Source organism: Chloroflexota bacterium, assembly GCA_026708035.1.
In the GTDB taxonomy this organism is placed as follows: Bacteria; Chloroflexota; UBA11872; order UBA11872; family UBA11872; genus JAJECS01.
In genome coordinates, this window is sequence record JAPOVQ010000006.1 from 250,584 (window position 1) to 265,480 (window position 14,897).

The 14,897-nt window shown below is 68.0% G+C and carries 13 protein-coding genes and 1 other annotated feature; of the genes, 3 read left to right on the top strand and 10 right to left on the bottom strand.

The genetic code is table 11. The annotated features are described in order from the left end of the window. Positions 1-330 precede the first annotated feature (330 nt). The 6 genes from OXG33_02820 to ilvB all read right to left on the bottom strand — a co-directional run bounded on the left by OXG33_02820 (position 331) and on the right by ilvB (position 7,317). Positions 331-945, bottom strand: coding sequence for a 3-isopropylmalate dehydratase small subunit (locus OXG33_02820; protein MCY4112858.1), 615 nt, complete (start codon positions 943-945; stop codon positions 331-333). Next, positions 942-2,348 (bottom strand): 3-isopropylmalate dehydratase large subunit, encoded by a 1,407-nt coding sequence (gene leuC, locus OXG33_02825; protein ID MCY4112859.1) that lies wholly within the window; start codon positions 2,346-2,348, stop codon positions 942-944. The genes OXG33_02820 and leuC overlap by 4 nt, the downstream gene beginning before the upstream one ends. An 8-nt stretch (positions 2,349-2,356) precedes the next feature. Beyond that, positions 2,357-3,931, bottom strand: a complete 1,575-nt coding sequence (locus OXG33_02830; protein ID MCY4112860.1) for a 2-isopropylmalate synthase — start codon at positions 3,929-3,931, stop codon at positions 2,357-2,359. 149 nt (positions 3,932-4,080) lie between these two features. Continuing rightward, on the bottom strand, positions 4,081-5,085 hold the full coding sequence (gene ilvC / locus OXG33_02835) for a ketol-acid reductoisomerase (GenBank protein ID MCY4112861.1): 1,005 nt from the start codon (positions 5,083-5,085) through the stop codon (positions 4,081-4,083). Next, the gene (ilvN, locus tag OXG33_02840) at positions 5,078-5,599 is read right to left on the bottom strand and encodes an acetolactate synthase small subunit (GenBank protein ID MCY4112862.1); all 522 of its coding nucleotides are present in this window, start codon (positions 5,597-5,599) and stop codon (positions 5,078-5,080) included. The genes ilvC and ilvN overlap by 8 nt, the downstream gene beginning before the upstream one ends. After that, positions 5,596-7,317: a biosynthetic-type acetolactate synthase large subunit gene (gene ilvB, locus OXG33_02845; protein MCY4112863.1), complete on the bottom strand. Its 1,722-nt coding sequence runs from the start codon at positions 7,315-7,317 to the stop codon at positions 5,596-5,598. Before ilvB ends, ilvN begins: the two co-directional genes overlap by 4 nt. A gap of 206 nt (positions 7,318-7,523) precedes the next feature. Continuing rightward, positions 7,524-7,739 (bottom strand) — a binding site (T-box leader). Between the two features lie 284 nt (positions 7,740-8,023). Here ilvB and OXG33_02850 point away from each other — a divergent pair. Then, on the top strand, positions 8,024-8,668 hold the full coding sequence (locus tag OXG33_02850) for a ribonuclease H-like domain-containing protein (GenBank protein MCY4112864.1): 645 nt from the start codon (positions 8,024-8,026) through the stop codon (positions 8,666-8,668). 22 nt (positions 8,669-8,690) lie between these two features. Here the strand turns inward: OXG33_02850 and OXG33_02855 are convergent, their stop codons facing one another. The 3 genes from OXG33_02855 to OXG33_02865 form a co-directional block, all read right to left on the bottom strand. Next, a complete protein-coding gene (locus OXG33_02855) occupies positions 8,691-8,924 on the bottom strand; it encodes a hypothetical protein (GenBank protein MCY4112865.1) in 234 nt (77 codons plus the stop codon). A gap of 95 nt (positions 8,925-9,019) precedes the next feature. Beyond that, the gene (gene coaBC, locus OXG33_02860) at positions 9,020-10,216 is read right to left on the bottom strand and encodes a bifunctional phosphopantothenoylcysteine decarboxylase/phosphopantothenate--cysteine ligase CoaBC (protein MCY4112866.1); all 1,197 of its coding nucleotides are present in this window, start codon (positions 10,214-10,216) and stop codon (positions 9,020-9,022) included. Then, a complete protein-coding gene (locus OXG33_02865) occupies positions 10,213-10,977 on the bottom strand; it encodes a type III pantothenate kinase (GenBank protein MCY4112867.1) in 765 nt (254 codons plus the stop codon). The genes coaBC and OXG33_02865 overlap by 4 nt, the downstream gene beginning before the upstream one ends. A 286-nt stretch (positions 10,978-11,263) precedes the next feature. On the opposite strand from OXG33_02865, the gene OXG33_02870 reads away from it, so the two are divergent. Together OXG33_02870 and OXG33_02875 are read left to right on the top strand one after the other, a co-directional pair. Beyond that, positions 11,264-12,097: a creatininase family protein gene (locus tag OXG33_02870; protein MCY4112868.1), complete on the top strand. Its 834-nt coding sequence runs from the start codon at positions 11,264-11,266 to the stop codon at positions 12,095-12,097. Beyond that, a complete protein-coding gene (locus OXG33_02875; protein ID MCY4112869.1) occupies positions 12,094-12,930 on the top strand; it encodes a creatininase family protein in 837 nt (278 codons plus the stop codon). The genes OXG33_02870 and OXG33_02875 overlap by 4 nt, the downstream gene beginning before the upstream one ends. A gap of 102 nt (positions 12,931-13,032) precedes the next feature. On the opposite strand, the gene OXG33_02880 is transcribed toward OXG33_02875, so the two are convergent. Next, complete coding sequence (locus OXG33_02880; protein MCY4112870.1) at positions 13,033-14,889, bottom strand: AAA family ATPase; 1,857 nt, start codon at positions 14,887-14,889, stop codon at positions 13,033-13,035. Positions 14,890-14,897 lie beyond the last annotated feature (8 nt).

The following is a 14,897-nucleotide window of genomic DNA, read 5'->3' on the forward strand; positions in this document are numbered from 1 at the left end:
CATTGTAAGGCGTCGCACGCCGCCCCCTCACCCTATCCCTCTCCCCAGGGAGAGGGAACCGGCCCGTCGCTGCGGGCCCGCGGGTGACAGCAAGACATTCTTGGTGGATTCGCTGCCAGCCCGGCAGCTAGTCCGGCTCCTTCTCCCCAGGGGAGAAGGGTGGGATGAGGGGACGGAATCGCCGATGCGCATATTGTCGCCCTCACCCCTGGATCAGGTCCGGGGCAGGCTCTTCGTCCGAATGACGGAGGGTGTTGCCCGTCGGCCTGGATTCAGGCTTTGGCCGGAATGACGGAGAAGGGACCGGACTGGCGGCGCGCCGGATGCCAATTACGAGGACTCGCCGCCGAAGCCGGTGAGGTACGGCAGGCGGTCGCTCGTCGCGCGGACCTCGTCGGCGTTTTCGAGAAGCTGTCCCAGGGCGTCCCAGCGGCCCGTCAGGAAGCTCGCGCGGGCGCTGGCGGGGATCGAGGCCGGGTAGGCGCCCTGGTCCGTCACGATGCGCTCCGCCTCCACGTCGACGGTGAGCTCAGTGTCCGGCGCCTCCTCGAGCAGCGCTTGCAGGGCATCGGCGTGCTCGGGAGTCGTCGTCAGGCAGGGCAGACCAATCGCCACGCAGTTGCCAAAGAAGATCTCGGCGAAGCTCTCGCCGACGATCGCCTTGATGCCGCGACGAAGCAACGCCTGCGGCGCATGCTCGCGGCTCGACCCACAGCCGAAATTCTCGTTCACGACCAGCACACCGGCGCCGTCGAAGCGCGGATCGTCCAGCGGGTGCGCGCCGTTGAGGGCGCGGCGGTCGTCCTCGAAGGCATGCGGGCCGAGGCCTTCGAACGTGATCTCGCGCAGATAGCGCGCCGGAATGATCCGGTCGGTGTCGATGTCATTGCCCCGCACCGGCACGCCGCGGCCGACGATGCGGTCGATGACTGCCTCGTCGCTCATGACGCAACCATCCGCCGCACGTCGGCAACCTCGCCGGCGAGCGCCGCGGCGGCGACCATGGCCGGGCTCATGAGGAGCGTGCGGCCCGTGGGGCTGCCCTGACGGCCCTTGAAGTTGCGGTTGCTGGACGAGGCGCAAACCTGGTCGCCCTGCAACTTGTCGGGGTTCATGGCCAGGCACATAGAGCAGCCGGCTTCGCGCCATTCGAAGCCGGCCTCCTGGAAGATTTCGTGCAAGCCGGCGGCCTCGGCCTCGGCGCGAATGCGCTGCGAACCGGGCACGACCAGCGCCTTGACGCCTTCGGCCACGCGCCCGCCCTGGGCCACGCGCGCGGCCTCGTGGAGGTCGCTGAGCCGGGCGTTGGTGCACGACCCAACGAACGCCACGTCGATGGGAATGCCGGCTATGGAGCGTCCGGGCTCGAGGGACATGTGCTCCAGGGCCTCCGCGGCGGCGGCTCGCCCGGGTCCATCGAGCGTTTCGAGCGACGGCACCACGTCGTCGACGCCCGTGACCTGGCCCGGGTTGATGCCCCAGGTGACCATGGGAGCAATGTCGGCGCCGTCCATCGTCACGACATCGTCATAATTTGCGTCGGGACTCGAGGCGAGCGAGCACCACCACGTGGCCGCGCGCTGGAACTCGTCGCCGGCCGGCGCGAACTCGCGGCCCTCGATGTAGGCCTCGGTGGTGGCGTCGGGGTTGACGTAGCCCACACGCGCGCCGCCTTCGATGGACATGTTGCAGATCGTCATGCGCTCGTCCATGGACATGGCGTCGAGGACCGCGCCGCCGTATTCGTAGGCATAGCCCACGCCGCCCTGCACGCCGAGGCTGCCGATGATGTGCAGGATCACGTCCTTGGCGAAGACGCCCGAGCTGAGCCGGCCATTGACTTCAATGCGGCGCAGCTTGGGCTTGGCCACCGACATGCACTGGGTGGCCAGCACGTCGCGCACCTGCGAGGTACCGACGCCGAACGCCACCGCGCCGAACGCGCCGTGGGTGCTGGTGTGGCTGTCGCCGCAGGCAATGGTCATGCCCGGTTGGGTGAGGCCAAGCTCGGGTCCAATGACATGCACGATGCCCTGGCGACCGGTTGCCCGGTCGAAGAACGGCAGGTCGTTGACCCGCACGTTCTCTTCGATGGCGGCGAACATCTGCTCGGCCATGCCGTCGGCGTAGGGCCGCTGCTGCGCGTCGGTGGGGATGATGTGATCCACCGTGGCGAACGTCCGCTCGGGATAGCGCACGCGCAGACCGCGCTCGGCAAGCATTTGGAACGCCTGCGGGCTGGTGACCTCGTGCACAAGGTGAAGGCCGATGAAGAGCTGAGTTTCGCCGTTGGGGAGGCGCCGCACCGTGTGCAGATCCCAGACAGTGTCGAGCAAGGTGTTGGCCATGGCGTCCCCTAGCCTTCGCTCGGCGGCGCGTGCACGATGGCCTGCGCCTCGGGCGTGGCCGACCAGTCCTTGCCCAATCCGGCCAGCATCCGGTTGAGCGCGTTGATATAGGCCTGCGCGCTCGCGACCAGGATGTCCGTGTCGGCGCCGTGGCCGTTGAAGACCTTGGCGTCGGCTTCGATGCGAATCGTCACCTCGCCGATGGCGTCAATGCCGCTGGTGACGGCATTGACGGAGAACTCGATGAGACGGTTTGGCACGCCGACGATGCGGTTGATGGCCTGGTAGATCGCATGCACCGGACCGTCGCCGATGGCCGCATCCGAGAACTCGGTGCCGTCGTCCGACAGCAGCCGCACGGTGGCCGTGGGCATGGAGCCGGTTCCCGCGCTGACCTGGACGTGCTGCAAGACGAAGGCCTGGTGGAACGCCTGGCGTTGCCGTTGCTGCGCGATGGCCTCGAGATCGCGGTCGGTGACCTGCTTCTTGCGGTCGGCGATGTCCTTGAAGGCGCGGAACACTTCCATGAACTCGTCCTCATCCAAGGCATAGCCCATGGACTTCAGGCGGTCGCGCACCGCGTGCCGGCCCGAAGTCTTGCCCAGGACGATGCTGCTGTCGCTCACGCCCACATCGGCGGGATGCATGATCTCGAAGGTCGTGCGTTCCTTCAGCATGCCGTCCTGGTGAAGGCCGGAGGCGTGCGCGAAGGCGTTGCCGCCGATGATGGCCTTGTTGGGCGGCACCAGCATGCCCATGAAGTTGGACACGAGGCGACTGGTGCGCGAGAGCTCTTTGGTGTCCAGGCGCGTATCGGCCTGGAAGTACTCCCGCCGCGTGCGCAGCGCCATGGTGATCTCTTCCAGGGCCGCGTTGCCGGCGCGCTCGCCGACGCCGTTGATGGTGCACTCGACCTGCCGGGCGCCGGCCCGAACCGCCGCGAGCGAGTTGGCGACCGATTGGCCCAGATCGTCGTGGCAGTGCACCGAGAGCACCACGTCGTCGATTCCCGGCGTGTTCTCGGTGACGTAGGCCACCATGCGGCCGAACTCGTCGGGCTGGGCGTAGCCGACCGTGTCGGGGAAGTTGACGACCGTGGCGCCGGCTTCGATGGCCGCGGCAAAGATGCGGCAGACGTAGTCCAGGTCCGAACGCGTGGCGTCCATGGCCGAGAACTCGATGTGCGAGGTGAACTGCCGCGCATAGGCCACGGCGTCCTGCGTCAGATCGAGCACGTGCTCGCGCCGGGCGCGCAATTGGTGCCGCAGGTGAATATCGGAGGTCGAGATCACGATGTGCAGCAGCGGATTGGCAGCCGGCTCCAGCGCCCGCCAGGTGCTGTCGATCTGCTCGCGCTTGAATCCGCTCAGGGCGGCAATTTCGACGTCGCGCAACTCCTGCGCCAGCAGATTGACGGCCCTGAAGTCGCCAGGCGAGGTGTGGGGAAACCCAGCCTCGATGACGTCGACGTTCAGTCGCGCGAGCTGCCGGCCAATCTCCAGTTTTTCGTCGATTGTCAGCGCGCCGCCGGCAGCTTGCTCGCCGTCGCGCAGCGTCGTGTCAAATATTCGGATGTGTCGCATCGGTCCAACCCTCGGTCAGATGTGTGGGCGGTCGCGGGACGACCGCATCTAGGCTCCCTAGCTCCCCTCTCGCAGCGGAGAGGGGCCCGGAAGCGCAAGATCTAGGGCCAGGTTGGCGGTGACGAGGGTCACCATGTCGATGCGAAGTTTCACTCGCGAGTCTTTGGCAGCCAATCCATCATACTGCGCAATTCGCTGCCGACACGCTCGAGCTCATGATTTAGGTCGGCATTGCGCAAGGCGTTGTATGCCGGACGGCCCGCCTGGTTCTCCAGAATCCAGTTGCGAGCGAAGGTGCCGTCCTGGATTTCGGTCAACAGCTGACGCATCACCTGCCGCGAATTCTCGTTGACCACGCGCGGGCCGGACACGAGGTCGCCGTACTCGGCGGTGTCGCTGACCGAGTGCCGCATGTAGGTGAGGCCGCCCTGGTAGATGAGGTCCACGATCAGCTTCAGCTCGTGCAGGCACTCGAAGTACGCCAGCCGCGGGTCGTAGCCGGCTTCGACCAACGTGTCGAAGGCTGCCTTGATGAGCGCGGTGGTGCCGCCGCACAGGACGCTCTGCTCGCCGAATAGGTCGGTTTCCGTCTCGTCCTTGAAGGTCGTCTCGATCAGGCCGGCCTTCGCCGCGCCCAGCGCTTTGGCGTACGACAACGCCACGTCGCGCGCGCGGCCGCTGGCGTCCTGCGCCACGGCGATCAGCGCGGGCACGCCGACTTCCTGCTCGAACATATCGCGCACGATGTGTCCGGGGCCTTTGGGCGCCACCATGACCACATCGATCTCCCGCGGCGGGATGATCTGGCCGTAGTGAATGTTGAACCCATGGGCGAACATGAGCGCCTGACCGGCCTTGAGATTGGGCCGGATCTGGGTGTCGAACGCCTCGGCCTGGGTCTGATCGGGCAGCGCGATCATGGTGGCGTCGGAGACGGCGACGGCCTCGTCCGTGTCGAGCACGACCAGGTCGGCGTCCTCGGCGCGCTCGCGCGAGGAGCTGCCGGGCCGCAGGCCCACCACGACGTCGACGCCGGAGTCGCGCAGGTTCAGCGCATGGGCGTGCCCCTGGCTGCCGTAGCCGAGTACGGCGACCTTCTTGCCCTCCAACTCGTCGGAGGCGATGTCGGACTCGTAGAGAACTTTGCTATCCACGTGCGCTCCCATTCCGCGAGGCTTTGGTCCCACGCGCCATGGCGACGACGCCAGTGCGCGTCAACTCGTCGATGCCGTACTCGGCGATCACGTCCAGGAATCGGTCGATTGTCTCGGAAACACCGGTGATCTGGACAATCATGGTGTCGCGTCCCACGTCGACGATCTCGCCGTGGAAGATGCTGGCAATGTCGGCCAGGCCGGGACGGTCCGCCGCGGACACGCGCACGCGAACCAGCGCGGTCTCCGTCTGCACGGCGGAGACGTCGGTGAGATCGCGGACCGTGATGACCTCCACCAGCTTGTAGAGCTGCTTCTCGAACTGCTTGACCTCGTCGTCCGTGCCCCGGACCTCGATGGTCATGCGGGAATAGCCCGGCTCCTCGCAATTCCCGACGGCCAGGCTGGCGATGTTGAATCCGCGCCGGCGAAACATGCTGGCCACGCGGGTGAGGACACCCGGATGGTCGGCCACCATGGCCACGAGCGTGTGGCTGCGGCTGGTCCCGTTCATCGCGGGTCCTCGATCACGCTGCGGACGCCCGTGCCCGGCACGATCATGGGATAGACGTTCTCGACGCGGTCCACGTGGACGTCGAGCACCACCGGTCCGTCGTAGGCGTGGGCGTCGGCGATGGCCGTGTGCAGCTCGTCGCGCGAGCTCACGGAGACGCCGCGAAGGCCGAAGGCCTCAGCCACTTTGGCGAAGTCGGGATTGTCGAGAAACGCGCCCATGTAGCGGCCGTCGTAGAAGAACTGCTGCCATTGGCGAATCATGCCGAGGTGCGCGTTGTTGAGGATGGCGACCTTGACCGGGATCTTCTCCGCGGCCAGCGTGTTGAACTCCTGGATGTTGATGAGCAGCCCGCCGTCGCCGGTGACGCACCAGACGGGCTCGTCCGGCGCGCCCATCTGCACGCCCATGGCCGCCGGCAGGGCGTAGCCCATCGGGCCCAGGCCGCCGGCGCTGAAGAAGCGGCGCGGCTTCTCGTACCAGAAGTGCTGGGAGGCCCACATCTGGTTCTGGCCGACGTCGGCGATGACGCGCGCGTCGCCGCCCGAAGCGTCGTAGATCGACCGCACGACTTCCTGCGGCAGCACCGTGTCGGGGCTGTCGGGGATGTCGAGCGACGGGTGGTTCTCGCGCCAGTCGTTGAGCTGACCGATCCACGGGCGCCGCTCGCGATGTTCGATCAGCGGATTCAGGGCCTGGAGGGTGAGCTTGAGGTCGCCCACGATGGGCACCTCGGTGTCGAGCACCTTGCCGATCTCAGCGGGATCGACGTCGATGTGCACGACCTTGGCGTTGGGGCCGAACTCGTCGACCTTGCCCACGGCCCGGTCGTCGAAGCGCACGCCCAGGCCGATGATGCAGTCGGTCTCACCCATGGCGAAGTTGGCATAGGCCAGCCCGTGCATGCCGAGCATGCCGAAGGACAGCGGGTGGGTTTCGGGAAACCCACCGACGCCGTGCAGCGTGGTCACCACCGGGATGTTGCCGCCCGTCGCCAGCTCGAAGAGCTCGGGCGCGGCGCTGGAGATGTCCACGCCGTGGCCGGCCATGATCATGGGCCGTTCGGACGCGTTGATGACCTCCGCCGCGCGGCGCACCATCTTGAGATTGCCGGCGCGGACGGGTCGATAGCCGCGCAGGTTCACGCGATCGGGCGCCGGGACGGTGGTTTCTTCGAGAAACACGTCCTTGGGCACGTCCACCACGACGGGACCGGGGCGGCCGGACTTGGCCAGGTAGAAAGCCTCGGCCATGACGCGGGGCAGCTCGTCGGCGTGCATCACCAGGTAGTTGTGCTTGGTGATGGGGATGCTGATGCCCGTGATGTCGGTTTCCTGAAAGGCGTCGGACCCAATGGCCGGGCGCGCGACCTGACCGGTGATGTAGACCACGGGCACCGAGTCCATGTGGTCGTTGGCCATGCTGGTGACGAGGTTTGTCGCCCCAGGGCCCGAAGTGCTCGTGGCCACGCCGACCTTGCCGGTGGCCCGCGCATAGCCATTGGCCGCGAAGCCGGCGCCCTGCTCATGGCGCGCCAGCACGTGGCGGATGCGGTCCTGGTAGTGGTACAGCGCGTCGTAGAACGGCAGCGAGGCGCCGCCGGGCATGCCGAAGATCACGTCGATGTCCTCGGCCAGGATGGCTTCGCAGATCACCTGGCCGCCCGAGCGGGCGGGCACGGCGCCGTTGGTCGAGCCGTTGGATTCAGAGGCGGTCATTGGGGGGGTGCTCCTGTCAGAGTTGAAGAGTTGCGGGATCGAGGGGGGAGCCGCGAACCGGCGCGCTATCGCCGGTTCGCGCCGCCTACCGCGACAGGCAGCGCCCAACCAAGCGGCTCGCCGGCGCGAGCGGCTCGGCAATCGTCGCTCGGACTTGCCGTCACGTGATCGTTCATCCTGTCCTCAGCACGTACAAAAGCCCGTCCCCAGGGGACGGGCTCAACCCGCGGTACCACCCCGATTGCCCGACATCCGTCGGACCTCTCGGCGCCCCGCTAACGGTGGGCGACCGGGCCGGCCTCCCCGTGGATCGACCGACCGGCTCAGGGGCGACCTTCGGTCCCCACAACCCGCTGGCTCGCACCGTTCCCAGCTCGCTCAGGGTTGGAGGGGGATCTACTCTTCCCCGTCAACGCCGTTGGATCTTCGGCTCCCGCCACGCGCCGACAAGACGCCGCCTGACAGGTTCGGCTCCAACGTATCAGGCGGTTCGGGGCTGGGCAAGACCTTTGGCCGAACGATTGCGGGCAGATTCTTCGGCTGGGCGCTGTCGAATTCTCCCGCGGCTGATCAGGAATCGACGGCGTCGCTGCCTTGTGCCGGCCCCTTGGCTTCCTCGCTGCGCTCGGAGTGCCAGGAGGTGAGGCGAAACGCTTCCTTCGTTCCATCGGCGCGAAGCCGCGGCGCAATCCCGCATAATGCACGGATGCCTGCGACGCCCGAGAAACCCGCCGCCAATCGGCGCTACGTGGTGTGGGATGTCGAGACGCTGCGGCTGAGCTACGAGGTCCCGGGCGGTTGGAGCCGAATCCGAGATTTCGGCCTGGCGGTCGCGGTGACCATCGACGACCAGGGCGTGCAGCGGTCCTGGGAGGAACCCGACGCCGGCGCCCTCATCGAGTACCTCGAAGGTTTCCCCCACGTGGTGGGCTTCAACTCGTTGCGGTTCGATTGCGAAGTGATGACGGCGTACGGACCCGTCGGCACGCTGCGGGAACGCAGCCTGGACCTCTTGGCGGCCATCCAGCGCGAGACCGGCCGCCGCCGCGGGCTGAGCCTGCAAAACATCGCGCGGACGATGTTCGGTCAGGAGAAGACGCTGGAGGACGGCACGGAGGCGGTTCGGCTCTGGCGGACGGGGCGCCCGGACGATCGGCAGCGGGTGATCGACTACTGCGCGCAGGACGTGGTGCTCACGCGGCGGATCCTGGATTTCGGCATTGCCAACGGCTACGTGCTGGCGCCGGTTCCCGACGTGAACAACGGCGGTGCGCCGGTGGGGGTGCACGTGCCGGCGTCGTGGGGTGAATTGGCCGGCATGGCCGGCGCAGCGACGGAGTCCGAGTCCTAGCGAGCCAAGCGGCGTGAGGCGGCTAGCCGAAGATCACGAGCGCCGCCACGGTGCCGGCCACGGCGCCGATCGCCGCGCCCATGACCAGGGCCACGAGCATCCACATGGCGCCCGAAGGACCGGGAGCCGGCGCGGATGGGAGCGGCGAGGATGCCGCGCGCTGGCCGGGGCTGCCGGGCTGATTGACGTCGTCGCCGCCGATGAGTCGGGGTTGGTCGATTTCCGTTTCCGCCCGGGCGGCGCGACGCTCGCTCATGCCGCAGGCTATCACGGGGATATTTCGGACCCGTGCTGGCACGACTCCGCAAATTCACGGGGCGCGGGCGGTCCGCGCGCGGGTCGTCCCAGCGGCTATTTCGCGTCGAGCAGGTCCTGGACCAGATCGAGCACGGCGTCGGCCACCGCCGTCTTGCTCCGCAGCGAGACCATGCGGCGCCCGCCGTCGCGGGTGAGCATGGTGACCTCGTTGGTCGAGGCGGCGAAGCCGCGATCCGCGGCGGCCACGTCATTGACCACCACCGCGTCGAGCTCGAGCTCGTGCAGCTTGGCCTGCGCGTTGGCTTCGTGGTCGTCGGTCTCCGCGGCGAAGGCGATGCGCACGAAGTCTCCGCTGAGCGCCGCCAGCAGACTCGGGTTTTCCACCAGGCCCACCGTGGGCACGCCGGCGCGGCGCTTGATTTTGCCTGCCGACTGCTCGGCCGGACGAAAGTCGCCGACCGCCGCGTTCATGATGAGGGCATCGCAATCTTGGGTCGCGGCTTGCAGGGCCTCCAACATGGCGTTGGCCGACTCGACGCGCTCGGTGGCGACTCCATAGGGCGGATCCACGGTTGCCGCACCGATGACGAGCCGCACGTCGGCCCCACGTTCGAGCGCGGCGCGAGCGAGGGCGACGCCTTGCCGGCCCGTGGCGCGGTTCCCCAGGTATCGCACAGGGTCAAGGAACTCGCGCGTGCCCCCGGCGGAGACCACGATCGAGCGGCCCGCCAGCGGCCCCAAACGCCCCAGCACAAGCCGCACGGCATCGACGAGAGTTTCCGTGGGCGGCAACCGGCCCTGCCCGGTCGCGCCCGACGCGAGCCGCCCCTCCTCGGGCGGCACGACGTGCACGCCGCGGCCCCGCAGTACCTCGAGGTTGGCTTGGGTGGCCGGATGCTCCAGCATTCCCGGCTCCATGGCGGGCGCGACGACGACGGGCGCCGCGCTGACCAGCGCGATTTCCGTGACGGCGTCTTCGGCCAGTCCGAGCGCCAGGCGCGCGATCGTCGTCGCGGTGGCGGGTGCGATGACCACGATGTCGGCCGCGCGGCCCAGCTCCACGTGGGCGATGCGATGCTCGGGCGTCATTGGCGTGTCCGCCGTGACGACCAGGCCCTGGGTGAGCGCCTCGAAGGTCATCGGGGCCACGAATTGCTCGGCGCTCCGCGAGAGCGCCACGTCCACGTGCGCGCCAGCCTGCGTGAGCGCGCTGGCCAGCTCCGCGGCCTTGTAGGCGGCGATGCTGCCGGTGACGCCGAGGACGATCCGCGCGCCCGCCAGCACGCTCATTCGCCGGTCATCGCCTGGTGAATACGGGCCAGACCCTTGAGCGTAAAGTCGGCGTCCACGCGCTCGAATCCCCCCACGTCCGCGGCAAGCCTGGCCGCCAGGCCGCCGGTGGCGACGACCTTCCACGGTCCGCCGGGCTCGGATTTGAGCCGACCGATCACGCCGCGCACCAGCTCCACGTAGCCCCAATAGACGCCGGCGCGCATGGCGTCCACCGTGTTGCGACCCACGAGCCCCTCGGGTCGGTCGATGTCGATCTTCGGCAATTGTGCACCCGATGCCGTCAGCGCCTGGCCCAGCGCGCGGATGCCCGGTGCGATGACGACGCCGCGCAGGTCGCCCTGGGCGTCGACGACGTCGAACGTGGTGACGCTGCCCAGGTCGGCGACGATGACCGGCCCTCCGACCGCCTCGCGCGCGGCGATGGCGTTGGCCACGCGGTCGACGCCCACCTGCGCCGGTTCATCTACGCGCAGTCGGATTCCCGGCACCGCCTCAGCGCGCACAACGAGGGGCGGCATCGCCGTGACCGCGGCCAGCGCATCGCTGATGCGCGGCGTGAGCGCCGGAACCACGGAGCCAATGACGGCGTGGATGATCGGGCCGGCATCGACGTAGGCCAGCATTGCTCGCAGCAGATCGGCGAACTCGTTCTCAGTGCGATTGAGGTCGCTGTGCAATGCCCAGCGCGCTCGGACCGTGGCGTCGTCGATGACGCCGCACGTCACGTCGGTATTGCCAATGTCGACAGCCAGAATCAACGGCGCCGCCTACCTGTCCCTCGCGGGTCACGGCGCCTGCTTCGGCGTCGGAACCGCGCAAGCGTTGCTCGCATTCACCCTCACCCTAACCCTCTCCCATCGAGGGAGAGGGGACCGGACTCTCGTCCCGTCGTGCAAGAGGTGGGTGGAACGCCGTTTCAGCTACAAGACAAAGGACGGGAACGATCTGAATGACGAAGAAGCGCCTGAACCTGAGCGACGTGACCCACGGCTCACCTGCCAAGCCAAGGTTATGATAGCCGTCGCTCGCCGCCACCCCCTGCGCATGGCTGACCTTCCTCGACCACTGCGACTGACCCACATGACCTGGCCCGAGGTCGAGGCGGCGCGCGACGGGGTACGGCTGGTGGCCATCCCTCTGGGGTCAATCGAGCAGCACGGACCGAACACCTCGCTCGACACCGATCTCGTCATCGCCGAGGACCTGACGCTGCGCCTGGCGGAGCGGTTTCACCCTCAGATTCTCGTCGCGCCGACCATTCCCTACGGCATGTCGGCCTATCACATGGGCTTTCCCGGCACCGTCACGCTGCGCCCGCAAACCTATCTGCACGTGATCGAGGACAACGTGACGTCGCTGCTGCATCACGGGTTCGACTCGTTCCTCTTCACCAACTGGCACACCGGCAACGAGTCCGCCCTAATCCTGGCGCTGCAAACCTTGCCCGCGCGTCTCCCGGTGCGCTTCATGGCCGGCATATCGATCTACGATCTGGAAGACGACGCGCTCGCCAAGCGCATCATGCAATCGGGCACGGGGGGGCACGCCGACGAATTGGAGACGGCGGAACTGCTGGCGGTGCGGCCCGACCGGGTGAAGACCGCCGCGCTGGAAGCCGCGGCGCTGCGCGGCGGCCTGCGTTCGCCGCGCAATCGCTTTTGGCGGCGCGGCATCCGCATGAACACCGACTTCTCCGACTTCACTGCCAACGGCGCGGTCGGCGACGCCAGGCTGGCGACGGTGGAGGACGGTCGCGAGATGATCGAGGCGATCGAGCGGCGCACCGACGAGTTGATCCGGCATTTGCTGGAAGCGCCTGACGACCTGATCGCGCAGGGACGCCTGCTGCGGTGGCGCGATGGGACGAATAGCGCATGACCGCCGCGTCGCAGCCGCCCATGGTCCTTGCCCAGCAGTCGTGGTCCGAACTGGCGTCGGTGCTGGACGATATCGAGCTCGTGCTCATCCCGATCGGGTCCACCGAGCAGCACGGACCGAACCTAGGGCTGGGGCAAGACCACCTGATCGCGCAGGCGTTCTGTGAGCTTGCCGCCGAGCGGCTGCGCCCGCGCTTGCTGTCGGCGCCGGCGATTCCGTGGGGCATCTCCGATCACCACATGAACTTTCCCGGCAGCATGACGCTGCGGCCGGAGACCTTTCTCGATCTGCTCGAAGACGTGATCAACAGCCTGGTCCACCACGGCTTGCGTCGGTTTCTGCTGGTGAACGGCCACGGCGGCAACAACGCGCTGGCCGGGGCCGCCATCCAGGACTTTGGCATGCGGCTGGACGTGGACTTCGTGGGCGCGGTTTCTCACGGCATGCTCGACCCCAAGGAGGCGCGTGACTCCATCCGCGGCGACCTGCCCACGGGCCACGCGGACGAGTTCGAGACGGCGTATTCCTACTATCTGGATCCGACGCTCGTGCGCGAGGGCGCGCTGGTCCGCGCCGAGATGGACGAGCGCTTCGACGCCTTCCGCATGAAGCTGGCCGACTTCGACCTGGAATGGCCGAATCCCCTAGGCGCGCGAACCCGCAACGGGGCGCTGGGCGACGCGACCCGCGGCACCCGCGAGGCCGGCGAGGCCTTGATCGAGGGCGGGATCGCCGAGCTGGGGGACATGGTGGAGTTCCTGCGCGAGCACGCGCCCCGATGGAACGGCCCGCCCAACGGCCGGCTGCGGTGGGGGCGTCGCGCGGGGGGCTAGGGGTTCGGTCGGGCGCCGTTCGAGTGGCTTCCCAGGTTGCGCGCAGCCTGGGCCACCGGACGTAGTCCACCCGACCCGCCCACGAGCGGTCCGAGTCGCGGCCTAGTCGGACCCGCGTTCCTCGCTTGGCGCGCCGTTGTCGGAGGCGGAGCCGTTCGAACCACTCGCGCCATTCGAGGCGTCGTCGCTGCCGAACACGTAAGGCTCGGGCGCAGACACGCCGGCCGTGACCAGCACGGGCGGCTCGGGCAGCGCCTTGGGCTCGTTGCCGGCGGCGATCATCTCGTCGTAGCGCGTCACGAGGTCCTCAACGTCCTGGCCGTCGACCTCATCCTGATCGATGAGCAGCTGCGCCAGGTCGTGCATGGCGCCGGAGTACTGCGTGAGCAGGGACTTCACCTTGCGGTATTCCTGGTCCAGGATCTGGTCGATCTTGCGCTTCATGTCGGGCGCGGTGGCGGACACGGCCGGGCCGAACGGCAGGGTCGAGTAGAAGCTGCCGTCCATGCCCCACACGCTCAGCATGTGGAAGGCCATGTGCGTGGCGTGGGCGAAGTCCGAAGTGACGCCGACGGTCGGCGAACCAATGAACAGCTCCTCGGCCGCGCGGCTGGCCAGCGAAACCTGGATGCTGGCGAGCAGCTCCTCGCGCACCAGCACGCGCTTCTCCTCGACCGGCTTGTAGGCCGCCAGGCCGAGGGCGCTGCCGTGCCGAATGATGGTGACCTTGGTGAGCCGCTCCCAGTGCTTGAGCTTGACCTGGGCGATGGCGTGCCCGGCCTCGTGGTAGGCGAGGCGGCGGCGGTCTTCCTGCGTTAGACCGCGAATCGGCTCGCGCAGGCCCCACTCGTGGTTCTCACGCGCGCGTGAGAAGTCCGCGTACGAGATGGCGTCGCGCCCGTCGAAGTGCGCGTGAATCACGGCCTCGTTGATGACGTATTTGATCTCGACCGGGCTGTAGTCGATCGTGTCGTTACCCATGCGGTCGATGGGCATCTCTTCGTGCCGCACCTTGGCCAGGTAGTACTCGATGATGTCTTTGCGGCCTTCGAAGTCCGGCTTGTCGACGTGGATCTTGCGGTCGAAGCGGCCGGGACGCAGTAGCGCCTGGTCAAGCACGGAGGCGATGTTGGTGGCCCCAACGGTGAGCACCGGCGGCGGCATGGCGCGGCCCTTCTTGAGGCCGAGCGTGCGCAGTATCCGGGCGAAGAGGCCGTTGTCGAAGTTGGGCGGGTCCATCTGCAGCAGCAGCTCGTTGAGCAGCCCCAAGCCGCCGCCGCCCATCATGCCGCCCATCATGCCCATGCCCATGCCCCCGCCCATCTGGCTGGTGCGGGAGGTGCCGATGGCGTCGATCTCGTCGATGAAGACGATGCACCCGCCATGCCGCCGGGCCAGCTTGCGCGCCTTGCCGTAGAGCATGCGGACGCGCAGCGGGCCGATGCCGATGAACATGGCCTGCAGGCTCGGGGCGGAGAGGTAGCCGAACGGCAACCCGGCCTCGCTGGCCATGACCTGCGCCAGATAGCTCTTCCCGGTGCCGGGCGGTCCCTCGAGCAGCAGACCGCGGATGGTCTCGCCGCCCATGCGCTTGAACTCGCGCACACCGCGCAGCAGCGTCACCACGCGCCGCGCGACCTCCAAGATCTGGTCGTTCCCGCGGTAGTCCGAGAACCACACGCCGGTTTCACCCGGCTGCACCCAATAGGTCCGACCCCGCCCCAGGATGTAGAACAGCGCGCCGAACTGGACGATCAGGAACATCATCGCGAACAGCAGCTGCGCGATGAACTGCAGGATCCCGACCGTGATCTCGGTGGCCTGGGTCAGCCCCAGCAGCAACGCACCTGTGATGACCAGGTAAAGAGTGATCGCGCGCCAGTTCTCGCGCACGAAGGTCAGCGGGCTCCGCCGGGCGGCGGCCCGTCGCCGAATATCAGAGTCGATGGTCATGCCCATGCCGGCGT